We start from the raw sequence: 26,140 nt of genomic DNA, 5'->3' as shown, positions 1-26,140 counted from the left end.
ACAGACCCGGATCCTGGGAGCAGACATGACGATCAAGGTCGTACGGGGCAATCCGACCCCGGAGGAGCTGGCCGCCGCACTGGCGGTGGTCCGTGTACGCGCCGCGGCGGTGGCATCAGCCCCGTCCGGCGCGTCCGGGTCGCGCGACTCCTGGTCCGACCCCGCCCGCATCGCCGCGCACCGGCTTCCGCAGCCGGGCCCGACGACCTGGGGCCGCAGCTACTGGCCCGGCTAGGAGCGGCTCGGGGCGGTCACGCCCTGGAGCACCGTCGCGACGGCTTCGGCCATCACCGTGTATCCCGCGTCGTCGGGGTGCAGGTGGTCGCCGAAGTCGTACGCCGGGTGCAGCCGGTCCGGGTCCGCCGGATCGGCCAGGGCGCGGTTCAGGTCCACGACCGCGTCCCACTCTCCCCGCGCCGGGTCGCGGATCCACGCGTTCACCTCGTGGCTCACCTTCGCCGCGTGCTCGCCCCAGTGGTCGGAGCCGCCGAAGGGAAGCAGGGTCGCGCCGATCACCCGGAGTCCGCGGGCGCGGGCCGCGTGTATCAACGTCCGGTATCCGGCGATGAGTTCGTCGGCCTCGATCACCGGAGCCGGCCGATAGGTGGGCTGTTCGTCGGTCTCGCTGAACCCGATGTCGTTGACACCCTGGAGTACGACCAGTGTGTTCACGCCCAGGTGGTCGAGGACGTCGCGGGTGAGCCGGCCGATGCCCTTCTCGCCGTACCAGGCGGAGTCGTTGAGCAGCAGGTTCCCGCCGATGCCCGCGTTGAGGACGGGCCTCCCGGTGCGTTCGGCGAGCGCGTCGGACCAGCGCCGGTTCGCGCCCGGGGTGGAGCCGAAGCCGTCGGCGACGGAGTCGCCGAAGAGCGCGATCCCGTCCTCGCGTCCGCCCGTGTCGACCTCGACGGCGGACAGGAAGTACCAGGATTCGGTGTCCTGCGTGAAGCCGTTTCCTGCGAGTTCGCGGAGGCGGTCCCCGGCGCCCCGGTAACTGGTCGCGAAGGCCTGCGCGTGAAACGTCGCGGGCCCCGTGACGGCGTCGAAATACAGGGTGACGGTCACCGACTCCAGTGATTCCAGGGTGAGTTCGGCGGGATCACTGACGAGGTGGCCGCGCGCCGGGATCTCGGCGGAGGCGGCCCCTCGGAAGGTGAGCCGCCGCACCGAGCCCGCCTCGACCACCGCCCCGCGGGCCGTACGGGCGACGGTGGCACCCGCGATGCGCAGCGGCGAGGTGCCGTACGCGTTGGAGAACCGGACGCGGAGCCGTTCACCGCCCGCGGTGAGGCGGACGACCTGGCGGAGCGACTGGCGCCAGAAGCCCTCGCGCGACCAGTTGGGGGTGAAGCCTTCACTGGGGAGCTGGGGCGATGCGGTCCAGGCGGTGGTGAACATGACGATTCCCTCTCCTGTCACACAAACGGGTCTGGCGTTCCTTTAGCGATGCCCACGACGGTAGCAGGCTCGGACTCACTAAAGAAACCCCAGACCCGTTTACACAGAATGCCCTCAAGTTGAGTACGCGTACTCAGGCGCCCGGCCGTCCCGCCGTCGCACGATCGACGACATGCTGTGGTCCGATCCGGAGAACGAACCTCCCGAGGAACTCCGCGACATGCAGGACATGTTGCGACGCCTGGGCGTTCTCATGGCGCTGGCCATGGTGGTCGCGATGATCCTGCTGGGCATCCGCTGACCCGGCCCGGCGTCCGACGGCGCACCCCGCTCCCGGCGGCCGCACGGCCGGGCTTCCCGCCGGTCCGGTCCAGGCCCGGCACCGGACGGCCCCGGCCCGCCCGCTTCGAGTGAACGGCGGCCGAGGCAAGGGCCGATCGGCGCCGATACCCTGATCGCATGACCGATCAGCCGCGCCGCCGCCTCGTGCTCGCCTCACAGTCCCCCGCCCGGCTCAATCTGCTGCGGCAGGCCGGACTCGAACCCGAGGTGATCGTGAGCGGGGTCGACGAGGACGCCATCACCGCGCCCTCCCCCGCCGAACTCGCCCTCGCCCTCGCCGAGGCGAAGGCCTCCGTCGTGGCGGCGCGTCCCGAGGTCCAGGGCGCGCTCGTGATCGGCTGCGACTCGGTGCTGGACCTGGACGGCGAGGCGCTCGGCAAGCCCGCGGACGCCGAGGAGGCCACCGCGCGCTGGAAGGCGATGCGGGGCAGGGCGGGCACACTCCAGACGGGACACTGCGTCTGGGACACGACACAGAAGCGGTGGGAGTCCGCCACCGCCTCGACCGTGGTCCGCTTCGGCGAGCCGACCGACGCGGAGATCGCCGCGTACGTCGCGTCGGGCGAACCCCTCCACGTGGCGGGCGCGTTCACCCTCGACGGCCGCTCGGCGCCCTTCATCGAGGGCATCGACGGCGACCACGGCAATGTCATCGGCATCTCGCTGCCGCTGGTGCGCAGGCTCCTGGCCGAACTGGGCGTCGGCATCACGGAGTTGTGGACACCCCGGGAGAAGTGAGAACAGCGGGGCGACCCGGCGGCCGGGCAACGGGCGCTCGGCCGAGAGGACCCGCCGGCCGTACGGCCGGAACGGGAACGACCCGAACGGGAAGCCGCCGGACAGCCGGGAACCCGGGGCCGCCCGTAATGCCGGTCGGTCGGACGAGGCGGCTCGGCCCATCGACCCGGAAGGCTCAGGCGGCCGGGAGGACGCCGAGCCGAGCGGAAGAGCCCGGGCGCGGTCGGCCCGTCCGGTGAGCCCGGCTCGCCGGAAGGGCCGTCAGGTGGTCGAGGGGGCGGGCGCCGGCGTGACCGCGGCTTCCGCTTCACCGGTCCTCTTCGCGTCGGCACCCTTCCCCAGGTCGACGCTCGTCCCTTCGTCGACGTGATCGCCCGCGTCGACGGGCTTGCCCTCGTCGACGTGCTCCCCCTCACCGCCGCCGTTCCCGACGCCCTGGGGCGCGGCGTCGACGGGGCCCGTCTCCCGGCGGTCGTACGCCAGGAGGGTGAACACGATCAGGCCGAGCACGACCATCATGAAGGCGAAGGCGCCCCAGCCCACCAGGCCCACCGTGAAGGCGCCGAGCAGGCCGTGCACCACGGCGGCGCTGACCAGCAGGACACGCCCGAGGAGACCCGGCGCGCGGTCGCGGAGCGCGACCAGCAGGGCGGACACGGCACAGGCCGCGAAGTAGAGCCCGAAGACCAGTCCGCCGACCTTCGAGGACACCGACATCATGTCGGAGTCGAGCCCCGCCAGGGACATGTCCTGGCGGTCGACGACCACTCCCAGGAACCAGTTGAGGAGTGCGATACCTATCGCCTCCACGAAGAGCACGATCGCCGCCACCCATGCCACCGGTCTGCGCACCACCGGCCCCACCCACTTCCGCGTGCTGTTACCCCAAGTACGTTCGAGACATCCCGAACGCTACTAACGGGTAAACCCCGGGACAAGGGTTCTGCCGAGGGCAAAGAATCGTTGGGCCATTCGTAGGGACTCGACAAAGAATCGTTGTGGGCCGCAGCACGGAGTCACAGAGACCTTGGCCACACCGGAGGGCTAGGGTTCAGGGAGGGATTCCCACGTGCCTTGGCACGACAAGGGATTTCGCGGGTAGGGCGAGCCTCGTATCACGCTCCGTGTGGGCAAGCTCACCACTAGGGACGGGTCGAAACGTCGTGTTGGCTGTCCCTAAACTCGGCTTGTTTCAAGGAGGGAGCCATCGTGCGCAAGGTGCTCATCGCCAACCGTGGCGAAATCGCTGTCCGCGTGGCCCGGGCGTGCCGGGATGCCGGGATCGCGAGCGTTGCCGTGTATGCGGAACCGGACCGGGACGCTCTGCATGTCCGTGCGGCGGACGAAGCGTTCGCATTGGGCGGTGACACCCCGGCCACCAGTTACCTGGACATCGCCAAGGTGCTGCAGGCCGCCAAGGACTCGGACGCGGACGCCATTCATCCGGGCTACGGCTTTCTTTCGGAGAACGCGGACTTCGCGCAGGCCGTTCTCGACGCGGGACTGATCTGGATCGGCCCGCCGCCGCAGGCGATCCGGGACCTCGGTGACAAGGTCGCCGCCCGGCACATCGCCCAGCGCGCGGGTGCGCCGCTGGTGGCCGGTACCCCGGACCCGGTTGCGGGTGCCGAGGAGGTCGTGGCGTTCGCCGAGGAGCACGGTCTGCCGATCGCGATCAAGGCCGCCTTCGGTGGCGGCGGGCGTGGTCTGAAGGTTGCCCGGACCCTCGAAGAGGTGCCCGAGCTGTACGAGTCGGCGGTGCGTGAGGCGGTCGCGGCGTTCGGGCGGGGCGAGTGCTTCGTGGAGCGCTACCTCGACAAGCCGAGGCACGTGGAGACGCAGTGCCTGGCCGACACCCACGGCAACGTGGTCGTGGTCTCCACCCGTGACTGCTCGCTCCAGCGCCGTCACCAGAAGCTGGTCGAGGAGGCTCCCGCCCCCTTCCTGTCGCAGGCGCAGGTGGACGAGCTGTACGCCTCCTCCAAGGCGATCCTGAAGGAAGCCGGCTACGTCGGCGCGGGCACCGTGGAGTTCCTGGTCGGCACCGACGGCACGATCTCCTTCCTGGAGGTCAACACCCGTCTGCAGGTCGAGCACCCGGTCACCGAAGAGGTCGCCGGCATCGACCTGGTCCGCGAGATGTTCCGCATCGCCGACGGCGAGGAACTCGGCTACGGCGACCCCGAACTGCGCGGCCACTCCATCGAGTTCCGCATCAACGGCGAGGACCCGGGCCGCAACTTCCTGCCCGCCCCCGGCACCGTCACCGCCTTCGCGCCCCCTCGGGCCCGGGTGTGCGCCTGGACGCCGGCGTGGAATCGGGCAGCGTCATCGGCCCCGCCTGGGACTCCCTGCTCGCCAAGCTGATCGTCACCGGAGCCACCCGCGCACAGGCCCTGCAGCGCGCCTCCCGCGCACTGGCGGAGTTCCAGGTCGAGGGCATGGCCACCGCCATCCCCTTCCACCGCGCGGTCGTCACCGACCCGGCCTTCGCCCCCGAGCTCACCGGCTCCGACGCCCCGTTCACGGTCCACACCCGCTGGATCGAGACCGAGTTCGTCAACGAGATCAAGGCGTTCGCCGCCCCGGCCGACACCGACACCGACGACGAACCCGGCCGCGAGACCGTGGTCGTCGAGGTCGGCGGCAAGCGCCTGGAGGTCTCCCTGCCCTCCTCGCTGGGCATGTCGCTGGCCCGCACCGGCCTGGCCGCGGGTGCCAAGCCCAAGCGCCGCGCCGCCAAGAAGTCCGGGCCGGTCGCCTCGGGCGACACCCTGGCCTCGCCGATGCAGGGCACCATCGTCAAGGTGGCCGTCGAGGAGGGCCAGGAGGTCAAGGAGGGCGACCTGATCGTCGTCCTCGAGGCCATGAAGATGGAACAGCCCCTCAACGCCCACCGCTCCGGCACCATCAAGGGCCTGAGCGCGGAGGTCGGCGCGTCCGTCACTTCGGGCGCCCCCATCTGCGAGATCAAGGACTGAGCACCACGGACGGGTGACGCACCCGTCCGTCCGGAGCGCCCGGTGGACCCGCAGCTGCGGGTCCACCGGGCGCTTCGCTGTATGCGGACGACGGCCTACGATCCCGCCCGTCCGACCACGGCGTACGGTCCCGTCCCTGCCGGCGGCGGCGCTCGAACCCGCCGTCCGCGCAACCGGCGATGATGCTTCGAGCCGTCCACCGCGCAGCCGCGGGGAGGCCGCCCGGTAGCCACCGGTGGCATCCTGGAGCGCAACCGGGCGGCGGGAGAGGGCAGGTGGACGTCATGGTGAGCGCGACCGCGTGGGAGCCGGCCGGGACCTCCGGGCCCGCTCCGGGTGCAGGAGCGCCGCGCGTCATGCGTGCGGACGCCCGTCGCAACTACGAGCGGCTGCTCGCCGAGGCACGTTCCGCGTTCGCCGAGCACGGCACCGACGCGTCGCTGGAGGACGTGGCCCGGCGCGCGGGCGTCGGGATCGGCACGCTGTACCGCCACTTCCCGAATCGGCGCGCCCTGATGAGCGCGGTCTTCGAGGAAGCCGTGAGCGACCTGCTGACCCGCTCGCGTGAGTTGCTGGAGGCCCCGCAGCCGTGCACCGCTCTGGTGGACTGGCTGCGCGAGATCATCACGCACGCGAGTGAGTACCGAGGGCTCGCACGCGCCCTCATGTCGGCCTCACGGGACGACGGTTCACACCTCGCCCGGTGCAGCGGCCCGATGCGCGAGGCGGGCAGCGCCCTGCTGCTCCGCGCCCAGGAGGCGGGGGCCGTACGCCCCGACGTCTCCATCGGTGATCTGCTCCAGCTGACCAACGCGATCGCGCTGGCGGCGGAGGAGACCCCGGACGACCCCGCGCTGGCCGACCGTCTGCTGAGCCTGACCCTGCGCGGCCTGAAACCGTGAGCCGACCGGGCCGGGCGCGGAAACCCGCCGCCGGCCCCGAGGTCCGCCGACGCCGCTCAGCGACGTCGAAGGTCGGCCACCCGTGCCCTTTCGGCCTGGGGCTGGTCCCCCATCACCGTCGCGCTCCGTAGCTGAGGCCCCGAGCCCGGGACCACCTGACCGCGGCGCGGGCCCGGGAGTGGTACGTCCCGGCGCGGCTGGCGCCCCGCCGGGAGGGGATCTCCTCCGGCGCCGCCCGAAGCGGATGACCCCGCCACCGCGATCTGTACGCCCTGATCGGCCAGGGCCTGCAGTTCGGTGGCCGCACGGTCGTCGTGAGCGGGCGGCTCGTCCGTGACCAGGCGGGTGATGAGGTCGGTCGGCACGGTCTGGAACATGGTGTCCGTACCGAGCTTGGTGTGGTCGGCGAGGACCACCACCTCCGCGGCCGCCTGGACGAGAGCGCGGTCCACGGACGCCGAGAGCATGTTGGACGTGGAGAGTCCGCGTTCGGCGGTCAGCCCGCTCCCGGAGATGAACGCCCGGGAGACGCGCAGCCCTTGGAGGGACTGCTCCGCACCCGAGCCGACCAGCGCATAGTTGGAACCGCGCAGGGTGCCGCCGGTCATCACGACCTCCACACGGTTGGCATGGGCCAGCGCCTGGGCCACCAGCAGGGAGTTGGTGACGACGGTCAGGCCGGGAACCCGCGCGAGCCGGCGAGCCAGCTCCTGCGTGGTGGTACCCGCCCCCACCACGATGGCCTCGCCTTCTTCGACGAGACCCGCGGCGAGATCGGCGATGGCCGTCTTCTCGGCGGTCGCGAGATGCGATTTCTGCGGAAAGCCGGACTCCCGCGTGAACCCGCCCGGCAATACCGCACCGCCGTGCCGGCGGTCGAGGAGTCCTTCTGCCTCCAGTGCGCGCACGTCCCGCCGTACGGTCACTTCGGAGGTCTGGACGACGCGGGCGAGCTCACGGAGCGACACGGCCCCATTCGCTCGCACCATTTCGAGGATCAATTGGCGACGTTCTGCAGCGAACACGAAACTGACAGTAACCCCAACGACCGTCTGCTTTCAGCAGTTTGCGCCGAATAACAGAAGTTGTTCGCATGGCAGGGCGCGAAGTGGTATACGTGCCCACTCGTCCCGCCTATGCCGTGCGCATGGGCGCCGACTCCCCGTGACCAGGGAAGAGTCGGCCGGAGGCGTCAGCCCTCGCTCGTGGTCTTCCTGGTGTGCAACTGCCGTGCCACCTCGGCGATCGAGCCGGACAGGGACGGATACACGGTGAACGCGTTCGCGATCTGTTCGACCGTCAGATTGTTGTCGACCGCGATCGAGATCGGGTGGATCAGCTCCGAGGCGTGCGGGGAGACGACCACACCGCCGACCACGATGCCGGTGCCGGGACGGCAGAAGATCTTGACGAAGCCGTCGCGGATGCCCTGCATCTTGGCGCGCGGGTTGCGCAGCAGCGGCAGCTTCACGACCCGGGCGTCGATCTTGCCCGCGTCGACGTCCGCCTGGGTGTAGCCGACGGTGGCGATCTCCGGGTCGGTGAAGACGTTCGAGGAGACCGTCTTCAGGTTCAGCGGGGCCACCGCGTCGCCGAGGAAGTGGTACATGGCGATACGGCCCTGCATGGCGGCGACGGACGCGAGGGCGAAGACGCCGGTCACGTCGCCGGCCGCGTACACGCCCGGGGCGGTCGTGCGGGAGACCCTGTCCGTCCAGATGTGCCCGGAGTCGCGGACCCTGACGCCGGCCTCCTCCAGTCCCATCCCCGTGCTGTTCGGGATGGCGCCGACGGCCATCAGGCAGTGCGTGCCGCTGATGACCCGGCCGTCGGAGAGCGTGACCTCGACCCGGTCGCCGACCCGCTTGGCGGACTCGGCGCGGGAGCGGGCCATGACGTTCATGCCGCGGCGGCGGAAGACGTCCTCCAGGACGGCGGCGGCGTCGGGGTCCTCGCCCGGCAGCACGCGGTCGCGACTGGAGACGAGGGTGACGCGGGAGCCGAGTGCCTGGTAGGCGCCGGCGAACTCGGCGCCGGTGACACCGGAACCGACCACGATGAGCTCCTCGGGCAGCTCGTCGAGGTCGTAGACCTGGGTCCAGTTCAGGATGCGCTCGCCGTCGGGCTGCGCGTCGGGCAGCTCGCGCGGATGCCCGCCGGTGGCAAGGAGCACGGCGTCGGCGGTGAGGGTCTCCTCCGTGCCGTCCGCGGCGCTCACGACGACCTTGCGGGAGCCGTCCAGGGACTGCATGCCCTCCAGCCGTCCCCGTCCGCGCAGGACACGGGCGCCGGCGCGGGTCACCGAGGCCGTGATGTCGTGCGACTGGGCGAGCGCCAGGCGCTTCACCCGGCGGTTGACCTTGCCGAGGTCGACGCCGACCACCTTGGCCGCCTGCTCCATCGGCGGGGTGTCGTCGGCGACGATGATCCCCAGCTCCTCGTAGGAGGAGTCGAAGGTCGTCATCACCTCGGCCGTGGCGATAAGAGTCTTCGACGGCACGCAGTCGGTGAGTACCGACGCCCCGCCCAGACCGTCGCAGTCGACGACGGTCACCTCCGCGCCGAGCTGCGCGGCTACCAGCGCCGCTTCATATCCGCCGGGTCCGCCACCGATGATCACGATCCGAGTCACGTACTCCATTGTCCCGCACGCTTCAAGGTGCTTCCGCCCAGGGGGCCCGAGTAGGGGCATCCGAGCCACTTTGTTACGCGAGAGGCGTACGTTTCGCTGCCGTACCCTCGACCCCATGTCGCTCTACGCCGCGTACGCCGGCAATCTCGACCCGCGGCTCATGACGCGCCGCGCCCCGCATTCGCCGCTGCGCGCCACGGGCTGGCTGAACGGCTGGCGGCTGACCTTCGGCGGCGAGCACATGGGCTGGGAGGGCGCGCTCGCGACGATCGTCGAGGCACCGCGGTCCCAGGTCTTCGTGGCGCTGTACGACATCGCACCGCTGGACGAGGACTCCATGGACCGCTGGGAGGGCGTCGGCCTCGACGTCTACCGCCGGATGCGTGTACGTGTGCACACACTGGAGGGTGAGGAACCCGCGTGGGTCTACGTACTGAACGGGTACGAGGGGGGACTGCCCTCCGCACGGTACCTCGGCGAGCTCGCGGACGCCGCCGAGTCGGCGGGGGCGCCGCACGACTACGTCATGGAGCTCCGCAAGCGGCCCTGCTGAGGTCCGCCGGAGCGCGCGGTCTCAGCCGCCCCGCACCCCTTCCCGCCCAGCTCGGCGACGCTTTCCCGCCCGGCGGCCCGACCCGGCCCGTTCCCGCCGGGCACCTCGCCGCACGCCTCGCCGCACGCTTTCGCCGCGTGCCGCTCCGCCCCGTTCTTCCGGGCCTCCCGCCCGGCTCGGCCCCCGTCCGGGCACCGTCTCCCGACGCCTTCTTGTCGGAAACGACAAGACAACGATCGCAAGACCGTGAGCTCCGTCATCTACGCGCGTAGGCCTGGACCAGCTACCCTCTTGCGCGTGAACGCATCTCTTCTTCCGGACGACATCCAGGGCGACCCCCACGCCGCCGCTGACGCCGCCGCCACGCGCCTGCGCGAGCTCACGGGCGCCGAGACCCATGACGTCGCTCTCGTGATGGGCTCCGGCTGGGCCCCGGCCGTGGACGCCCTCGGCTCCCCCGAGGCCGAGTTCCCGGTCACCGAGCTGCCGGGCTTCCCGGCACCGGCGGTCGAGGGACACGGCGGCAAGATCCGCTCGTACCGGATCGGTGACAAGCGCGCCCTGGTCTTCCTCGGCCGCACCCATTACTACGAGGGCCGCGGCGTCGCCGCCGTCGCACACGGCGTACGCACCGCCGTCGCCGCCGGCTGCAAGACCATCGTGCTCACCAACGGCTGCGGCGGCCTGCGCGAGGGCATGCGCCCCGGCCAGCCCGTCCTGATCAGCGACCACATCAACCTGACGGCCACCTCGCCGATCATCGGCGCGAACTTCGTCGACCTCACCGACCTGTACTCGCCGCGGCTGCGCGCGCTGTGCAAGGAGGTCGACCCCTCCCTGGAGGAGGGCGTCTACGCGCAGTTCCCCGGCCCGCACTACGAGACGCCGGCCGAGATCCGGATGGCCCGCGTCATCGGAGCGGACCTGGTGGGCATGTCGACGACCCTCGAGGCGATCGCCGCGCGCGAGGCGGGCGCCGAGGTGCTCGGCATCTCCCTCGTCACCAACCTCGCCGCCGGCATGACGGGCGAGCCCCTGAACCACGAGGAAGTCCTCCAGGCGGGCCGCGACTCGGCCGCGCGCATGGGGGCACTCCTGACCCAGGTGCTGGATCGTCTGTAGTCGACGGGGGTGTTCGCCCCCGGCGCCGGGGGCGGAACGACCCGGCTGCACGGAACCGTACGACCGAAGAGAGGTGCACCCGAGGTGCAGGACGAACTCATCGCGCGGGCCAAGGCATGGCTGGCCGAGGACCCCGACGCGGAGACCCGTGACGAACTCGCCAAGCTCGTCGAGGCCGGGGACGTCACCGAGCTGGCCGCCCGCTTCAGCGGCACCCTCCAGTTCGGCACCGCGGGCCTGCGCGGTGAACTCGGCGCGGGCCCGATGCGGATGAACCGCTCCGTGGTCATCCGGGCCGCGGCCGGACTCGCCGCGTACCTGTCGGCCAAGGGCGAGACCGGCGGACTCGTCGTGATCGGCTACGACGCCCGCCACAAGTCCGCGGACTTCGCCCGGGACACCGCTGCCGTGATGATCGGCGCGGGCCTGCGCGCCGCCGTCCTGCCCCGGCCGCTGCCCACCCCCGTCCTCGCCTACGCCATACGGCACCTCGGCGCGGTCGCGGGCGTGGAGGTCACCGCCAGCCACAACCCGCCCCGCGACAACGGCTACAAGGTCTACCTCGGCGACGGTTCGCAGATCGTCCCGCCGGCGGACGCGGAGATCGCCGCCGAGATCGACGCGGTCCGCGCGCTCGCCGACGTGCCCCGCCCCGACTCCGGCTGGGAGACCCTCGGCGAGGAGGTCCTGGACGCCTATCTGGCCCGTACGGACGCCGTCCTGGCCGAGGGCTCGCCGCGCACCGCCCGCACCGTCTACACGGCCATGCACGGCGTCGGCAAGGACGTGCTGCTCGCGGCCTTCGCCCGGGCCGGCTTCCCGGAGCCGGTGCTCGTCGCCGAACAGGCCGAGCCGGACCCGGACTTCCCGACCGTGGCCTTCCCCAACCCGGAGGAGCCCGGCGCGATGGACCTCGCCTTCGCGGTGGCCCGCGCGGCGGAACCCGACTTGATCGTCGCCAACGACCCGGACGCCGACCGCTGCGCCGTGGCCGTGAAGGACGGCGCCGACTGGCGGATGCTGCGCGGCGACGAGGTCGGCGCGCTGCTCGCCGAGCACCTGGTGCGGCGGGGCGCGCGCGGCGTCTTCGCCGAGTCGATCGTCTCCTCCTCGCTGCTCGGCCGGATCGCCGAGGGCGCGGGTCTGCCGTACGAGGAGACGCTCACCGGTTTCAAGTGGATCGCCCGCGTCGAGGGTCTGCGGTACGGGTACGAGGAGGCGCTCGGCTACTGCGTCGACCCCGACGGCGTACGCGACAAGGACGGCATCACCGCCGCCCTCCTCATCACCGAGCTGGCCTCCGAACTCAAGGAGCGGGGGCGGACCCTGCTCGACCTCCTCGACGACATCGCCGTCGCGTACGGACTGCACGCCACCGACCAGCTCTCGGTCCGGGTGGAGGACCTGTCGGTCATCGCGAACGCCATGCGCCGGCTGCGTGAGCAGCCGCCGACGGAGCTCGCGGGCCTGGCCATCACCAAGGCCGAGGACCTGACCAAGGGCACGGACACGCTGCCGCCCACGGACGGTCTGCGCTACACCCTGGACGGCGCCCGGGTCATCGTGCGCCCGAGCGGCACCGAGCCCAAGCTGAAGTGCTACCTGGAGGTCGTGGTGCCCGTCGGCGACCACGCCGGCCTCCCGGCGGCCCACGCGAAGGCCGCCGAGCTGCTGACGGCGATCAAGCGGGACCTGTCGGCCGCGGCCGGCATCTGAGACCCGCCCGGGGGAGCCGGCCCGCCCGCCGCCTCCCCCGGCACCGACGCCCCCTCCGCCCGGCCTTCCAGCCGGGCGGACGGCGTTCCGGGTCCCTCATGGGGGATGCAACGACATCCGGAGCCACTGTGCGGGCGGCGGCGTGCGGCGACCCCTCGCTCGGACGACGGCACCAGCCCTCACTCGGACAGCGGCACCGGGCCCCACACAGAGTGACGGCACGCGGCACAGAGTGACAGCGCCGCCTGCGGGACAACGGCTCCCGGCGGCCCCTGCCGGGCGGCAGCCCCCGGCGGCCCCCTGCTGGACGGCAGCTCCGGCAGCCCCGTGCTGGGCGGCAGCCCCCTGAGGGCGCCGTCCGGCCGCCCCGCGGGGCGCCGACTCATGCCCCTCTGCGAGGCGGCGGCGTCCGCGGCCCCGTCAGCCCGTCGCCACGACGGGGAACCGTCACACCAACCCCTTATGGGTGATTTCCGCGCGGCAGTTGACGCAGCACTCCCGTGCGCCGCCGGGTGGCCGAGGAACGGTTACCCGTAGCGCACCATCGAGTCCCAGGAGCTGCCGCGTGCCCTCGACCGCTTCCCGGCCGACGTCCGCCCCGCCCCGAAGCGCCCCGGGCGGGACCGTCCCCGGCGTCCCGGGCGTCCCAGCCGTCCGGCGCGCGCCGGGCGTGACGGGCCTCCTCGCCGCGGTCCGCGCCCAGCTGCGGTTCGCGGCGCCCGCACTCCTCGCCTACGCGGCCGTCCGCCTCACCGGCCTGGTCGCGCTCGCGTTCTGGGCGCACCGCCGGCACCACGGCGTCTGGCCCATCCTGGCGACGCGGTGGGACGCCGACTGGTACCTCGGTATCGCCGACCACGGCTACGCCCGTCAACTGGGCACCGCGTTCGACGCGAACAACCTGGCCTTCTTCCCGCTCTACCCGGTCCTGGTCAAGGCGGTCGCGGCCCTGACCCCCGGGTCGCGCGCGACGACCGGGCTGGTGATCGCGGTGGTGTGCTCGTTCCTCGCCGCCTGGGGCGTCCACGCGGTGGGCAGCCATCTGCACGGCCGCCGCGTGGGTGTCCTGCTGACCGTGCTGTGGGCGGCCCTGCCGGTGGGTCTCGTCCAGTGGATGGGCTACACGGAGTCGCTGTTCACGGCGTTCGCCGCGTGGGCGCTGTACGCGGTGCTCACCGGCCGTCTGCTGTGGGCCGCCTCGCTGGCGTCGCTGGCGGGGCTGACCCGGCCCACCGGTGTCGCGGTGGGCGCGGCCGTCGCCCTGACCGCGCTGCTGTCGCTGCGCCGGGGCTTCTCCGCCCGGGCGCTCGCGGCGGCGGCCCTGGCCCCGGCCGGCTGGCTCGCGTACGTCGGCTGGGTGGGCCTGCGTGTGGGCCGCTGGGACGGCTACTTCGCCGTACAGAGGCTGTGGCACAACGAGTGGGACGGCGGTGCGGAGACCGTGCGCCGGATGCGGGAGGTGCTGGCGCAGAACTCCTCGCCCGAGCTGTTCCTGGTGCTGGTGACCGTGACCCTGATGGCGGCGGTGGTGCTGTACGCGCTCTCCGCGGGCGACCGGCAACCGCTCCCCCTGCTGGTCTTCACCGGGGTCCTGCTGCTGATCGTCCTCGGCAGCGGCGGCGTCTACTTCCCGCGCGCCCGCTTCCTGCTCCCCGGCTTCCCCCTGCTGCTGCCCCCGGCCCTGCATCTGGCCCGCGCCTCACGCCGCTTCCGGACCCTGGTCCTCACGGCCGCGGTGCTCGGTTCGGCGTACTGCGGCGCGTACATGGCCCTGGTCTGGCCGAGCGCGCCCTAAGGGCGCGGCCCCGGCCTGCCCCGGTGGAGCGCGGTGGGGCCGGTGAGGGGCGCGCCCCCGTGAAGGAGGTCGGTCGTCAGCCCGTGGCCAGGAGGATCGCCAGGACGAGGGCACCCGCGAGCGCGGGGCCGATGACCTCGTACGCCCAGCGCACCGAGACCTCGCCCTGTGCGCTCTCCTCCGTGGCCCTGGCCTCGGCCAGCGTGCGGAGATCATCCATGACCTGGTCGGTCTGAGGGCGGGTCGGCGCGTCGGTGGCGGCGCCCCGGCCGAAGGGGGACGGACGGCCCGGCGACGACGTACGGCCGTCGCCGCCGCGACCCGCCGTGCCCCGCGCCTGCTGCTTGGCCGCCTTCTTGCGGGCGCGCAGCGACACGGGCACCGCCCACAGCTGGAACTTCTTGCCCGAGGTGTCGACGACCTCGTTCGAGTAGTGCGAGCGCAGGGAGGCGACCTTGCCCCAGGGCAGGACGATCACGCGGAGCGGGTTGCGGATGCGCAGCCGGTCCTCGTTGGCGTAGACGGCGGGGCGCAGGGTGAACGCGGTCACCAGCGGGACGACGAGGATCAGCGCGGCGAGCGCCAGCCAGGGGGTGCGGCCGGTTCCGGAGATCAGTCCGTCGATGCCGAGCCAGCCCGCGATGATCAGCAACAGGATGCCGCCCGCGATACCGGCGGGCGACCGGTAGATCCGGTCCCTGGCCTCGGGTCGCGAGGCGTCCGAATGGGGTGACTGGTGGTCCGGGGTGGTCATGGCCCCGATTGTGCACGACGCGTGCGATGCGATTGAGCTCGGTGGGGTCTCACTATGGTCGCGAAGGCGGTCGCCCGGCCCGACGGCCCGGCGCCGTGACCGCGCCGGACGCGGCGGCCCCCAGGATCCGGCGGAAGGTGGGGCATTCCAGGTGGCTCGGCGCGGGACAGGCGGCGGCGTGCCGCAGGGAGTCGCGCAGGACCCCGAGCTCGCGGATCGTGCGGTCCAGTTCATCGGCCTTGTCGGCGAGCACCTGACGGTCGATGCGCGGGCGCCCGTCCGGCGCGAACATGCGGGCGATCTCGTCCAGCGAGAAGCCGGCGGAGCGGCCGAGCGCGATCAGCGCCAGCCGTTCCAGCACACCGGGGTCGAACTGCCGGCGCAGGCCGCGTCTGCCGGACGGGGCGATCAGCCCCTTCTCCTCGTAGAACCGCAGGGTCGAGGCGGGCACTCCGGCGCGCCGCGCCACTTCGGCGATGTCCAGGTCAGGCATCCTCTTGACCTCAAGTCGACTTGAAGTAGGACGGTGTCATCTCCGCGTCATCAGGGCAAGCACGGGAGGCGTCATGACATCCATGCGGAGGGCGGACGACACAGTGGACGGCACAGCGGACCCCACGGCGGACGGCACGGCGGACGACGAGCAGGCGGCGCGGTGGAACGGCCCGGCCGGGAACGCCTGGGTCGACGCCCAGGACGTGGTGGACGCGTTGTTCGCGCCGCTGGAGGACCTGCTCGTCGAAGCGGTTCCGGCCGGGCGTGGGGGCCGTGTGCTCGACGTCGGCTGCGGCACCGGCGGAACGACGGTGGCCGTGGCGCGACGGCTGGGCGCGGAGGGCCACTGTGTCGGCGTGGACATCTCCGGGCCGATGGTGGAAGCCGCCCGGGCCCGCGCGCTGCGGGAGGGTGCGGCGGCCTCCTTCGTCCGCGCCGACGCGCAGGATCACGTCTTCGAGCCCGCGGTCTTCGACGCGGTCGTCTCGCGCTTCGGTGTCATGTTCTTCGAGGACCCGGTACGGGCCTTCGCCAACCTGCGGCGGGCCGCGAAGGGGGACGCGGCACTGCGGTTCATCGCCTGGCGCGACATCGCGGAGAACCCGTTCATGACGACGGCCGAACGCGCCGCGGCACCGCTGCTGCCGCATCTTCCGGAGCGCCGGCCGGACGCGCCCGGGCAGTTCGCCCTCGCGGACGCCGGCAGGGTGCGCCGCCTGCTGGAGGAGAGCGGCTGGACCGGGATCGACATCCGGCCCGTCGACGCGACCTGCGTCCTGCCGGAGGCGGAGCTGGTGCCCTACTTCAGCCGGTTCGGCCCGGTCGGCATCGCCCTGCGCGAGACGGACGAACCGACCCGCGCTCGGGTGGTCGAGACGGTCCGCGCCGCGTTCGACCCGTTCGTCCACGGCACGGAGGTCCGCTTCACGGCGGCCTGCTGGCGGATCGACGCCCGCGCCCCCCTGCCCACCTCCGCCGGGTAGAGCGTCCTCCGCCGCCGGGTGGCACGCCCGCCGTCGCCCGGTCGCACGTCAGTCGCCGGGTCGCACGCCCGCAGCCGGGTCGCACGCCCGTCGCCGGGCGTCCCCCGGGGAGCGCCCTCCGAGGGATGCCCGGCGACGGCCCACCCGGCGCAGCTCCCTTATGGCCGCCTCGGACGGGACCGTCCCGTCACGCACGGCCGCGCCGCCGTTTCGCCACGTGAGCGCACGGGCCCCCGCCGTCCGCGAGGCGGCCCGGCGGGCAAAAAAACCCTCGGTCATCTCCTGGGCTGTACAGCCGCTACGCGCGTAGATATGCTCGTCTGGTGACCATGCCCACCTCTGCACCTGCTGCAAACGCACTCGGCGACGTAACCGCGTCCGACAGCACGCTGCGCCGCTTCCTCCACGGGCTGCCCGGCGTCGACGCGGTCGGCCTGGAGGCGCGCGCCGCCTCGCTCGGCACCCGTTCCATCAAGACCACCGCGAAGGCGTACGCCATCGACCTCGCCATCTCGATGGTCGACCTGACGACGCTGGAAGGCGCGGACACCCCGGGCAAGGTCCGGGCGCTCGGCGCCAAGGCGGCACTCCCGGACCCGACCGACCGCACGGCGCCCACCACGGCGGCGGTCTGCGTCTATCCCGACATGGTGGCCGTCGCGAAGGAGGCCGTCGCCGGTTCCGGCGTGAAGGTCGCCTCCGTCGCCACCGCCTTCCCGGCGGGCCGTGCCGCGCTCGCCGTGAAGCTGGCCGACGTGCGCGACGCGGTCGCCGCGGGCGCCGACGAGATCGACATGGTCATCGACCGCGGGGCGTTCCTCGCGGGCAACTACATGAAGGTGTACGACGAGATCGTCGCCGTGAAGGAGACCTCGGGCGCCGCCCGCCTGAAGGTCATCTTCGAGACCGGCGAGCTGTCGACGTACGACAACATCCGGCGGGCGAGCTGGCTCGGCATGCTGGCCGGGGCCGACTTCATCAAGACCTCCACCGGCAAGGTGGCCGTGAACGCGACGCCCGCGAACACGCTCCTGATGCTGGAGGCCGTCCGCGACTTCCGTGCCCAGACCGGGGTGCAGATCGGCGTGAAGCCGGCCGGCGGCATCCGCACCACCAAGGACGCCATCAAGTTCCTGGTCCTGGTGAACGAGACGGCGGGTGAGGACTGGCTGGACAACCACTGGTTCCGCTTCGGCGCGTCCTCGCTCCTGAACGACCTGCTGATGCAGCGTCAGAAGCTGGCCACCGGCCGCTACTCCGGCCCCGACTACGTGACGGTGGACTGATCCATCATGGCTTCCGCATTCGAATACGCACCGGCGCCCGAGTCCCGCTCCGTCGTCGACATCGCCCCCTCCTACGGCCTGTTCATCGACGGTGAGTTCACCGAGGCCGCCGAGGGCAAGGTCTTCAAGACCGTCTCCCCCTCCACCGAAGAGGTCCTCTCCGAGATCGCCCAGGCGGGCGAGGCGGACGTCGACCGCGCGGTGAGGGCCGCCCGCAAGGCCTTCGAGAAGTGGTCGGCACTGCCGGGCTCCGAGCGCGCCAAGTACCTGTTCCGCATCGCGCGGATCATCCAGGAGCGCAGCCGCGAACTGGCCGTCCTGGAGACGCTGGACAACGGCAAGCCGATCAAGGAGACCCGCGACGCGGACCTCCCCCTGGTCGCCGCGCACTTCTTCTACTACGCGGGCTGGGCCGACAAGCTCGACCACGCGGGCTTCGGCGCGAACCCGCGCCCGCTGGGCGTCGCGGGCCAGGTCATCCCCTGGAACTTCCCGCTGCTGATGCTGGCGTGGAAGATCGCCCCGGCCCTCGCGACCGGCAACACGGTCGTCCTGAAGCCCGCCGAGACAACCCCCCTGTCGGCGCTGTTCTTCGCGGACATCTGCCGCCAGGCCGGCCTGCCCAAGGGCGTCGTCAACATCCTTACCGGGTACGGCGACGCGGGCGCGGCCCTGGTCGCGCACCCGGACGTGGACAAGGTGGCCTTCACCGGCTCCACCGCCGTCGGCAAGGCGATCGCCCGCCAGATCGCGGGCTCGCACAAGAAGGTCACGCTCGAACTGGGCGGCAAGGGCGCCAACATCGTCTTCGACGACGCCCCGATCGACCAGGCCGTCGAGGGCATCGTCAGCGGCATCTTCTTCAACCAGGGCCAGGTCTGCTGCGCGGGTTCCCGTCTGCTGGTCCAGGAGTCGATCCACGACGAGCTGCTCGACTCGCTCAAGCGCCGCCTGTCGACGCTGCGCCTCGGCGACCCGCTGGACAAGAACACGGACATCGGCGCGATCAACTCCGCCGAGCAGCTCTCCCGCATCACCACGCTCGTCGACCAGGGCGAGGCCGAGGGTGCCGAGCGCTGGTCCCCGGCGTGCGAACTGCCCTCCTCCGGCTACTGGTTCGCCCCGACGCTCTTCACGAACGTCACGCAGGCGCACACCATCGCCCGCGACGAGATCTTCGGCCCGGTGCTGTCCGTCCTCACGTTCCGCACCCCGGACGAGGCGGTCGCCAAGGCCAACAACTCGCCGTACGGCCTCTCCGCGGGCATCTGGACCGAGAAGGGCTCCCGCATCCTCGCCGTCGCGAGCAAGCTCCGCGCGGGTGTCATCTGGTCCAACACGTTCAACAAGTTCGACCCGACCTCGCCGTTCGGCGGGTACAAGGAGTCGGGCTTCGGCCGCGAGGGCGGTCGTCACGGCCTGGAGGCGTACCTCGCCCCGTCGAGCCCGGAGGGCGAGCGATAAATGAGTGCAGCCGAGAAGTCCGAGCAGCAGCGTCTGAGCGTCTTCAAGACCTACAAGCTGTACGTGGGCGGCAAGTTCCCGCGTTCCGAGAGCGGCCGGGTGTACGAGGTGAGCGACTCCAAGGGCAAGTGGCTGGCGAACGCCCCGCAGTCGAGCCGCAAGGACGCCCGTGACGCGGTCGTCGCCGCGCGCAAGGCGTTCGGCGGCTGGTCCGGCGCCACGGCGTACAACCGTGGCCAGGTCCTCTACCGCGTCGCCGAGATGCTGGAGGGCCGCAAGGAGCAGTTCGTCCGCGAAGTGGCCGACGCGGAGGGCCTGTCGAAGTCGAAGGCGGCCGCCGTCGTCGACGCGGCGATCGACCGCTGGGTCTGGTACGCGGGGTGGACCGACAAGATCGCCCAGATCGTGGGCGGCGGCAACCCGGTGGCGGGACCGTACTTCAACCTGTCCTCCCCGGAGCCGACCGGTGTCGTCACCGTGCTCGCCCCTCAGGAGTCGTCGTTCCTCGGCCTGGTCTCGGTGATCGCCCCGGTGATCGCCACCGGCAACACGGTGATCGTCATCGCCAGTGAGAAGTCCCCGCTCCCGGCCCTGTCGCTGGGCGAGGTGCTGGCCACCTCCGACCTTCCGGGCGGGGTCGTCAACGTCCTCTCCGGCAGGACCGCGGAGATCGCCGCTCCCCTCGCCGCGCACCAGGACGTCAACGCGATCGACCTCACGGGCGCGGACGAGGCACTGGCCAAGGAACTGGAGATCGCGGCCGCGGACAACCTGAAGCGCGTTCTTCGTCCACAGCCTGTGGATTACGCGCGCACTCCCGGCATCGAGCGCCTCACGGCGTTCCTGGAGACGAAGACGGTCTGGCACCCGACCGGCTCCCTGGGCGCCTCGGGCTCGTCCTACTGAGCCGTCCCCGCCCGCCCCGCCGCGCGATGACGCGCTGAGATGTCGGGGCCCCGATCCGTGTCCCCGGGGCCCCGCGCACACGAGAGCCGCGCTTCCCCTCCGTCCAGGGGGAGCGCGGCTCTCTCGTGTCCTGAGCTCAGTGCAGGAGTCCGGTCGCCCGGCCCAGTACCGGAATGCTGCCCACCGACGGGGCCTGCGCCAGCGGTCCCGTCAGGGCCTGCGAGGTGAGCGGCTTGAAGTCGGCGAGCTGGGTGCCCACGCCGTTGTCGAGCGGGTCCACGCCGGTGCCGGCCAGCGGGTTGGGCTTGAGGCCCTCGACGGGGCCGGTGACATACCCCACCGTGCCGGTCAGGGCCTGCAGGCCCGCCTGCGGGTCGATGTCGCCGAGCGAGGTGGGCCGGGTGCGCACGGCGTCCAGGGCGGAAGCCGTGTCCGCGACGGCCGGGGAGGCCGCGGCCGCACCGGCAGCGACCACGCCGACCGCCGCGGCGATCCGCGCGGTCGTACGGGCCAGGGTGTTCTGCTGGGCTGCGTGTCGCGCCATCAGGTTTTCCTCTTCGGGAGCGGAGAGCAACTGTTGTGACACGCAGAGTAGTTGATCCGGCCACTCCCGTGGGCGCCCGGGCGAGGGATTCGCCTGTGCGGCCGAACTGACATATCAGTGCCAGTCCACCGTGTGCGACAGCGTCACCCCGTGGGTGGCGAAGTCGATCTCGATCCGGTCCTGGTCGGCGATGGTGAATCCGCCGCGGAAGCCGCTGCGGTCGGCGCCGAGGTAGACGTAGTGCACCCGGCCGGGGTGACGGAGACCCTCGCAGGAGAACAGCTCGGACAGGATGTCGCGCAGTCCGTAGGCAACCGCGTGGCGCTCATCGCGGTCGGCGCGGGCACCGCCGAGGAGGCGCAGGCACTGGCCCGGAAGCTGGACGCGTCGGTCCGGTTCGCGACGGAGCCCGCGGCCGCCGGATCGTGACGGAGGCCTCGTCGCACTGACCGGAGCGGGGGTCCCGGGGCAGGGATAATGTCCCGGACGTCGCCGACAGGCGGCGAGGCCAGGTCGAGTCACAGAAGGTACAGAGAATTGGGTTCCCATCCCCCGATACCCACCCGCGTGGTGCTGCTCTGCGGCCCTTCCGGCTCCGGGAAGTCTCTTCTCGCGGCAGACTCCGGCCTCCCCGTGCTCCGCCTCGACGACTTCTACAAGGAGGGCACCGATCCCACGCTGCCCCAGGTGGAGGACAGCGCGGACATCGACTGGGATCACCCGCAGTCCTGGGACGAGAGCGCCGCGGTCACCGCGATCGAGGAGCTGTGCCGCACGGGTCGTACGACCGTCCCCGTCTACGACATCTCGCTGAGCGCCCGTACCGGCAGGGAGGCGCTGCACATCGAGCGGACCCCGCTGTTCATCGCGGAGGGCATCTTCGCCGCCGAGATCGTCGGGCGCTGCCGGGAGCTGGGTGTGCTGGCCGACGCGCTGTGCCTGTCACGCGGCCCGGTGACGACGTTCCGCCGGCGCTTTCTCCGGGATCTCAGGGAAGGCCGCAAGTCGGTCCTCCTCCTGCTGCGTCGCGGCTGGCGTCTGATGCGCGCCGAGCGTTCCATCGTGGCCCGCCAGGCGGCGCTCGGCGCCCACCCCTGCGACAGGGACGAGGCGCTCGGCCGGCTGAAGGACGCGGGCGCCGGACGCCACGCGTCCCCCCGCACGGCTGCCGCGTAGGCGCGGACCCGGGAGCGGGCAACGAAAAGAGGTCCAGGCGAACCCCCGTCCGCCTGGACCTTCTTCCGTTCTCCCCCGTGGTCCCCCGTGGCACGGTGTGTTCCCCGTGACCGCGTTTCCCCGTGACCCCGTTTCCCGTCGGCTCCCCCCGGAACCGACAGTCCCCCGTGGTCGGCTCCCCCCGGAACCGACTCCCCCGTGTTACCTGTTACCGCTCCCCCCAGACCTTCAGGCGACAAGCTCCCCGAAGGACTCCTCCTCGTCACGGCCGAAGCTGAGGACCTCGTCCTCGCGCATCCGGCGGAGCGACCGCCAGATGCTGGACTTCACCGTGCCGACACTGATGTCGAGGATCTCCGCGATCTCCGGGTCGGTGCGGCCCTCGTAGTAACGGAGGACCAGCATCGTCCGCTGGAGTTCGGGCAGCCGGGCCAGCGCCTGCCACAGGACCGCGCGCAGCTCGGTGCCGCGCATGGCGTCCGTGTCACCGGGCGTCTCCGGCAGTTCCTCGGTCGGGTACTCGTTCAGCTTGCGGCGGCGCCACGCGCTGATGTGCAGGTTGGTCATGGTGCGGCGGAGGTAACCGCCGACCGCGGCCTTGTCACTGATCCGGTCCCACGCCCGGTACGTCGAGAACAGCGCGCTCTGCAGCAGGTCCTCGGCCTCGAAGCGGTCACCGGTCAGGTGGTAGGCGGTTGCGTACAGGGAGGCGCGGCGCTCCTGGACGTAGGCGGTGAACGCCGCTTCGGCATCCCCTGCCCCCGCCTCGGAGTGACGCTCCCCCGTGACCTCCCCGTACGCGGCTCCCCCGTGAGCCTTCCCCCCGGCCGTACCCACGGCGGCCGGCGCCGTGGTGCTTTCCCCCGTGAAAGCGTCAACCACCGTCATGTACACGGTGTGCTGACGCCCGGCGCCGCGAGCGCACCCCCGCCCGCTCACGGCTCCGGACTTCTCCGTCGCCCGGGTGACGTCGTGGAGCCGCGTGACTACTGCGCTAGTGCTGGTGCTGTGCAGCGTGTTCATCTCGCGCCCCCCGTCGTGGAGTCCCGGTCGTTCGGTTCGTTCGTCGTGCGTCCTGCCTTGTGTCGAAAAGCTTGCCCGGGCCACTTCATGGCCGTGTCCGCCGACTGTCACAGACCTGTCACAGGGCCCGTCCCCAGGCGCGCCACAGCGCGATCACAGAGAAGAGCGGTACGACTACGCAGATGACCATTCGGGCCCTCCCGGCCGCCCGCGAGGACCATCGTTGCGCGCGGGAGACGAGTGGGAGCGCTCCAACGGTCGATACGCGGCCATGACATGGGCCAGAATGACGACCGTGCCTTCCCTGTTGCTGATCGAGGACGACGACGCCATCCGCACGGCCCTGGAGCTCTCTTTGACGCGCCAGGGACACCGTGTGGCCACCGCTGCCACCGGCGAGGACGGTCTGAAGCTGCTGCGCGAGCAGCGGCCGGACCTGATCGTGCTGGATGTGATGCTGCCCGGCATCGACGGATTCGAGGTGTGCCGACGCATCCGGCGCACCGACCAGCTGCCGATCATTCTGCTGACCGCGCGCAGCGACGACATCGACGTCGTGGTCGGACTGGAGTCCGGCGCCGACGACTATGTCGTCAAGCCGGTGCAGGGCCGGGTGCTCGACGCCCGGATCCGTGCCGTGCTGCGCCGCGGCGAGCGGGAGGCGAACGACTCCGCGTCGTTCGGCTCGCTGGTCATCGACCGTGCCGCGATGACGGTCACCAAGAACGGCGAGGATCTGCAACTGACACCCACCGAGCTGCGGTTGCTCCTGGAGCTGAGCCGCAGGCCCGGACAGGCCCTGTCCCGCCAGCAGTTGCTGCGTCTGGTGTGGGAGCACGACTACCTGGGCGACTCGCGTCTGGTCGACGCCTGTGTGCAGCGGCTGCGCGCCAAGGTGGAGGACGTGCCGTCCTCTCCCACCCTGATCCGTACCGTGCGCGGCGTCGGCTATCGGCTGGACAATCCTCAGTGACCAAACCGCAGGACAAGCTCCGCGGCTGGGCCGCGGCGCGCAAGGCACTGCTGTCCGGGCTGCGCTTCACCAGTCTCCGGCTGCGCCTGGTCGTGGTGTTCGGGCTCGTCGCCCTGACCGCCGCCGTCTCGGCGTCGGGCATCGCGTACTGGCTCAACCGCGAGGCCGTGCTGACGCGTACGCAGGACGCGGTGCTGCGTGACTTCCAGCAGGAGATGCGCAACCACGCGAGCATGCTGCCGGTCCACCCGGCGCAGGACGAACTCCGGCGCACGGCGCGGCAGATGGCGGACAGCAGCCAGCGTTTCAGTGTGCTGCTGGTCGCCGAGGACGTGAACGGCAAGACGATCGCCGGCAACTCCGAGCTGGACACCTTCACGCTGGAGGACGTGCCCAAGTCCCTCCAGAAGGCGGTGAACAAGCAGCAGCCGCTCTCCTCGAACAACCAGTCCGCGTACCACTTGTACTGGCAGCGGATCACCGACCACGACAAGCCGTACCTCGTGGGCGGCGCGCGGGTGATCGACGGCACGACGACCGGTTACATGCTCAAGTCCCTGGAGCCGGAGGCCAAGGACCTCAACTCGCTGGCCTGGTCGCTGGGGATCGCGACCGGGCTCGCGCTGATCGGCTCGGCGCTGCTGGCCCAGGCCGCCGCGACCACGGTCCTCAAGCCGGTCCACCGGCTGGGCATCGCGGCCCGCCGGCTCGGCGAGGGCAAGCTGGACACCCGGCTGCGGGTCTCCGGCACGGACGAACTCGCCGATCTGTCACGGACGTTCAACCGGACGGCGGAGTCTCTGGAGAAACGGGTCGCGGACATGAGCGCACGGGACGAGGCGTCGCGCCGCTTCGTCGCCGACATGTCCCACGAACTCCGTACGCCGCTGACCGCGATCACCGCCGTCACCGAGATCCTCGAAGAGGAACTGGACGCGGAGACCGGCAGCGTCGACCCGATGATCGAACCGGCCGTACGGCTGGTCGTCAGCGAGACCCGGCGCCTGGGCGATCTCGTCGAGAACCTGATGGAGGTGACCCGCTTCGACGCGGGCACCGCCCGTCTCATCCTCGACGACGTGGACATCGCCGACCAGATCACCGCGTGCATCGACGCGCGCGCCTGGCTGGACGCCGTCGACCTGGACGCCGAGCGCGGCATGACGGCCCGGCTCGACCCGCGCCGCCTCGACGTGATCCTCGCGAACCTGATCGGCAACGCGCTCAAGCACGGCGGTTCGCCGGTCCGGGTGTCGGTACGCCTCGAGGGCGAGGAACTGGTCATCGAGGTGCAGGACCACGGCCCCGGCATCCCCGAGGACGTCCTGCCCCACGTCTTCGACCGTTTCTACAAGGCCAGCGCGTCCCGCCCGCGTTCCGAGGGCAGCGGCCTCGGCCTCTCCATCGCCCTGGAGAACGCGCACATCCACGGCGGCGAGATCACCGCGGCGAACGCGCCCAAGGGCGGGGCGGTCTTCACCCTGCGCCTGCCCCAGGACGCGTCGGAACTGCTCGCCGACGACCCGCAGGGCCGTAACGGTTCCGCGCACGGGCACGGCACGGAAGGCACCGCCGGATGACGACCGCACACTTCACCGACCGTCGTACCACCGGCACCCCGGACACCACCCGCCCACGGACCACCCGGACCCAGGAGACCGGCCGGCCCCGGACCACCGGCACCCCGGAGGCCACCCGGCCGCAGGCGGGCGGGGCCCCGCGATCCCGTCGCGCGTCCTGGCGTCCGCGGTCGGCGGGGGTGGGCCCCTGGCTGGCCGTCCCGTTGCTCGCGGTGCTGCTCGCGGGGTGCGGAATCCGCTCCACGCAGGTGCCGACCGACTTCGGTCCGGCGCCCTCCCGGGTGCCCTGCGCCCTCTCCGGCCCCGACATCTCCACCCAGACCTCGCACGGCGTGCCCGTCCAGGTGTTCCTGCTCTGCTCGGCGCAGCTGGTGACCGTAGACCGGTCGGTGCGCATCCCGGACGGTACGGCCGAGGCCGCGCGGCGGGTCCTGGTGGCCCAGGCGCTGCTCGACGAACTCGCGGAGACACCGTCGACGCCCGAGCAGCAGGCCGGATACACGACGGACGTACGCGGCGGCATGACCGTCGGCGGGCCCCGCGGCCAGGACCCCGAGGACACCCTCCGGCTGAGCACCACGCCGGAGGACCTCACCCCGGCGGCCCTCGGCCAGATCGTCTGCACCTTCTCCGACTCGGCCGCCGCGCGCGACGACGGCACCGTCGTCCTGGGCGGTCCGGCCCCCGCCCCGCTGCGCAGCTACGAGTGCACCCCCGAGGTGCGTGCCTCCCCCGGCACCGAGGCGCCGGCGTCGACGGCGGTCGAGGGTTCGTGAC

25 protein-coding genes and 2 pseudogenes are annotated in these 26,140 nt (G+C 71.8%); 18 read left to right on the top strand and 9 right to left on the bottom strand.

Annotated elements, in window-relative coordinates; genetic code table 11:
- Positions 1 to 25: 25 nt before the first annotated feature.
- On the top strand, positions 26 to 235 hold the full coding sequence (locus tag OG788_RS28225) for an acyl-CoA carboxylase epsilon subunit (RefSeq protein ID WP_406374267.1): 210 nt from the start codon (positions 26 to 28) through the stop codon (positions 233 to 235).
- On the opposite strand, the gene OG788_RS28220 is transcribed toward OG788_RS28225, so the two are convergent.
- The gene (locus OG788_RS28220) at positions 232 to 1,398 is read right to left on the bottom strand and encodes an SGNH/GDSL hydrolase family protein (RefSeq protein ID WP_406374266.1); all 1,167 of its coding nucleotides are present in this window, start codon (positions 1,396 to 1,398) and stop codon (positions 232 to 234) included. The two genes, OG788_RS28225 and OG788_RS28220, sit on opposite strands and share 4 nt — an antisense overlap.
- A 172-nt stretch (positions 1,399 to 1,570) precedes the next feature.
- Between OG788_RS28220 and mmpB the strand changes: the two genes are divergently transcribed.
- Together mmpB and OG788_RS28210 are read left to right on the top strand one after the other, a co-directional pair.
- Positions 1,571 to 1,699 carry a morphogenic membrane protein MmpB gene (gene mmpB / locus OG788_RS28215; protein ID WP_351541354.1) on the top strand — a complete coding sequence of 43 codons (129 nt, stop codon included), beginning with the start codon at positions 1,571 to 1,573 and terminating at the stop codon, positions 1,697 to 1,699.
- A 158-nt stretch (positions 1,700 to 1,857) separates the two neighbouring features.
- Positions 1,858 to 2,478: a Maf family protein gene (locus OG788_RS28210; protein WP_406374265.1), complete on the top strand. Its 621-nt coding sequence runs from the start codon at positions 1,858 to 1,860 to the stop codon at positions 2,476 to 2,478.
- Between the two features lie 399 nt (positions 2,479 to 2,877).
- Here OG788_RS28210 and OG788_RS28205 read toward each other — a convergent pair.
- Positions 2,878 to 3,333, bottom strand: a pseudogene (locus OG788_RS28205) (hypothetical protein); the annotation flags it as partial.
- Positions 3,334 to 3,687: 354 nt separating this feature from the next.
- Between OG788_RS28205 and OG788_RS28200 the strand changes: the two are divergent.
- Together OG788_RS28200 and OG788_RS28195 are read left to right on the top strand one after the other, a co-directional pair.
- A pseudogene (locus tag OG788_RS28200) lies at positions 3,688 to 5,459 on the top strand (acetyl/propionyl/methylcrotonyl-CoA carboxylase subunit alpha).
- 356 nt (positions 5,460 to 5,815) lie between these two features.
- Positions 5,816 to 6,361, top strand: coding sequence for a TetR/AcrR family transcriptional regulator (locus OG788_RS28195; RefSeq protein ID WP_406374263.1), 546 nt, complete (start codon positions 5,816 to 5,818; stop codon positions 6,359 to 6,361).
- Positions 6,362 to 6,417: 56 nt separating this feature from the next.
- Here the strand turns inward: OG788_RS28195 and OG788_RS28190 are convergent, their stop codons facing one another.
- Positions 6,418 to 7,350, bottom strand: coding sequence for a DeoR/GlpR family DNA-binding transcription regulator (locus OG788_RS28190; protein WP_385703636.1), 933 nt, complete (start codon positions 7,348 to 7,350; stop codon positions 6,418 to 6,420).
- A gap of 203 nt (positions 7,351 to 7,553) precedes the next feature.
- Positions 7,554 to 9,002 carry an NAD(P)H-quinone dehydrogenase gene (locus tag OG788_RS28185; protein ID WP_351550980.1) on the bottom strand — a complete coding sequence of 483 codons (1,449 nt, stop codon included), beginning with the start codon at positions 9,000 to 9,002 and terminating at the stop codon, positions 7,554 to 7,556.
- A gap of 106 nt (positions 9,003 to 9,108) precedes the next feature.
- Here OG788_RS28185 and OG788_RS28180 point away from each other — a divergent pair, with 106 nt between their 5' ends.
- The 4 genes from OG788_RS28180 (at position 9,109) to OG788_RS28165 (ending at position 14,179) form a co-directional block, all read left to right on the top strand.
- The gene (locus OG788_RS28180) at positions 9,109 to 9,546 is read left to right on the top strand and encodes a gamma-glutamylcyclotransferase (protein ID WP_266762095.1); all 438 of its coding nucleotides are present in this window, start codon (positions 9,109 to 9,111) and stop codon (positions 9,544 to 9,546) included.
- Between the two features lie 297 nt (positions 9,547 to 9,843).
- Entirely contained in the window at positions 9,844 to 10,668 is an 825-nt protein-coding gene (locus OG788_RS28175) for a purine-nucleoside phosphorylase (RefSeq protein WP_351550977.1), read from the top strand.
- Between the two features lie 84 nt (positions 10,669 to 10,752).
- On the top strand, positions 10,753 to 12,384 hold the full coding sequence (locus OG788_RS28170; protein ID WP_406374260.1) for a phospho-sugar mutase: 1,632 nt from the start codon (positions 10,753 to 10,755) through the stop codon (positions 12,382 to 12,384).
- 565 nt (positions 12,385 to 12,949) lie between these two features.
- Positions 12,950 to 14,179 (top strand): hypothetical protein, encoded by a 1,230-nt coding sequence (locus OG788_RS28165; RefSeq protein WP_406374258.1) that lies wholly within the window; start codon positions 12,950 to 12,952, stop codon positions 14,177 to 14,179.
- 76 nt (positions 14,180 to 14,255) lie between these two features.
- On the opposite strand, the gene OG788_RS28160 is transcribed toward OG788_RS28165, so the two are convergent.
- Together OG788_RS28160 and OG788_RS28155 are read right to left on the bottom strand one after the other, a co-directional pair.
- Entirely contained in the window at positions 14,256 to 14,933 is a 678-nt protein-coding gene (locus tag OG788_RS28160) for a PH domain-containing protein (protein ID WP_406374256.1), read from the bottom strand.
- 52 nt (positions 14,934 to 14,985) lie between these two features.
- Positions 14,986 to 15,426 carry a helix-turn-helix domain-containing protein gene (locus OG788_RS28155; protein ID WP_406374254.1) on the bottom strand — a complete coding sequence of 147 codons (441 nt, stop codon included), beginning with the start codon at positions 15,424 to 15,426 and terminating at the stop codon, positions 14,986 to 14,988.
- Between the two features lie 73 nt (positions 15,427 to 15,499).
- On the opposite strand from OG788_RS28155, the gene OG788_RS28150 reads away from it, so the two are divergent.
- The 4 genes from OG788_RS28150 to OG788_RS28135 all read left to right on the top strand — a co-directional run bounded on the left by OG788_RS28150 (position 15,500) and on the right by OG788_RS28135 (position 20,067).
- Positions 15,500 to 16,411 carry a class I SAM-dependent methyltransferase gene (locus OG788_RS28150; RefSeq protein ID WP_406374252.1) on the top strand — a complete coding sequence of 304 codons (912 nt, stop codon included), beginning with the start codon at positions 15,500 to 15,502 and terminating at the stop codon, positions 16,409 to 16,411.
- 329 nt (positions 16,412 to 16,740) lie between these two features.
- Positions 16,741 to 17,697, top strand: a complete 957-nt coding sequence (deoC, locus tag OG788_RS28145; protein ID WP_406376871.1) for a deoxyribose-phosphate aldolase — start codon at positions 16,741 to 16,743, stop codon at positions 17,695 to 17,697.
- Positions 17,698 to 17,703: 6 nt separating this feature from the next.
- On the top strand, positions 17,704 to 19,161 hold the full coding sequence (locus OG788_RS28140; RefSeq protein ID WP_351550963.1) for an aldehyde dehydrogenase family protein: 1,458 nt from the start codon (positions 17,704 to 17,706) through the stop codon (positions 19,159 to 19,161).
- Positions 19,162 to 20,067, top strand: a complete 906-nt coding sequence (locus OG788_RS28135) for an aldehyde dehydrogenase family protein (RefSeq protein WP_406374249.1) — start codon at positions 19,162 to 19,164, stop codon at positions 20,065 to 20,067.
- A gap of 136 nt (positions 20,068 to 20,203) precedes the next feature.
- Here the strand turns inward: OG788_RS28135 and OG788_RS28130 are convergent, their stop codons facing one another.
- Positions 20,204 to 20,611, bottom strand: a complete 408-nt coding sequence (locus OG788_RS28130; protein ID WP_406374247.1) for a hypothetical protein — start codon at positions 20,609 to 20,611, stop codon at positions 20,204 to 20,206.
- A gap of 114 nt (positions 20,612 to 20,725) precedes the next feature.
- Positions 20,726 to 20,857 (bottom strand): hypothetical protein, encoded by a 132-nt coding sequence (locus OG788_RS28125; RefSeq protein WP_406374245.1) that lies wholly within the window; start codon positions 20,855 to 20,857, stop codon positions 20,726 to 20,728.
- Between the two features lie 9 nt (positions 20,858 to 20,866).
- On the opposite strand from OG788_RS28125, the gene OG788_RS28120 reads away from it, so the two are divergent.
- Entirely contained in the window at positions 20,867 to 21,040 is a 174-nt protein-coding gene (locus tag OG788_RS28120; RefSeq protein WP_406374243.1) for a hypothetical protein, read from the top strand.
- Positions 21,041 to 21,148: 108 nt separating this feature from the next.
- Complete coding sequence (locus OG788_RS28115; protein WP_351550913.1) at positions 21,149 to 21,787, top strand: uridine kinase; 639 nt, start codon at positions 21,149 to 21,151, stop codon at positions 21,785 to 21,787.
- A gap of 228 nt (positions 21,788 to 22,015) precedes the next feature.
- On the opposite strand, the gene OG788_RS28110 is transcribed toward OG788_RS28115, so the two are convergent.
- Positions 22,016 to 22,810 carry a SigE family RNA polymerase sigma factor gene (locus OG788_RS28110; protein ID WP_266762044.1) on the bottom strand — a complete coding sequence of 265 codons (795 nt, stop codon included), beginning with the start codon at positions 22,808 to 22,810 and terminating at the stop codon, positions 22,016 to 22,018.
- 295 nt (positions 22,811 to 23,105) lie between these two features.
- Here OG788_RS28110 and afsQ1 point away from each other — a divergent pair, with 295 nt between their 5' ends.
- The 3 genes from afsQ1 to OG788_RS28095 all read left to right on the top strand — a co-directional run bounded on the left by afsQ1 (position 23,106) and on the right by OG788_RS28095 (position 26,139).
- A complete protein-coding gene (gene afsQ1 / locus OG788_RS28105) occupies positions 23,106 to 23,783 on the top strand; it encodes a two-component system response regulator AfsQ1 (protein WP_037625670.1) in 678 nt (225 codons plus the stop codon).
- The gene (locus OG788_RS28100) at positions 23,780 to 25,363 is read left to right on the top strand and encodes an ATP-binding protein (protein WP_406374240.1); all 1,584 of its coding nucleotides are present in this window, start codon (positions 23,780 to 23,782) and stop codon (positions 25,361 to 25,363) included. Before afsQ1 ends, OG788_RS28100 begins: the two co-directional genes overlap by 4 nt.
- 179 nt (positions 25,364 to 25,542) lie before the next feature.
- Positions 25,543 to 26,139, top strand: a complete 597-nt coding sequence (locus tag OG788_RS28095) for a hypothetical protein (protein WP_406376870.1) — start codon at positions 25,543 to 25,545, stop codon at positions 26,137 to 26,139.
- The last annotated feature ends 1 nt before the right edge of the window (position 26,140 follow it).

It is taken from the genome of Streptomyces sp. NBC_00647, from assembly GCF_045207245.1.
In the GTDB taxonomy this organism is placed as follows: Bacteria; Actinomycetota; Actinomycetes; order Streptomycetales; family Streptomycetaceae; genus Streptomyces.
Note: the sequence above shows the minus strand (reverse complement) of the source record. Positions and strands in the feature narration are given on the sequence as shown.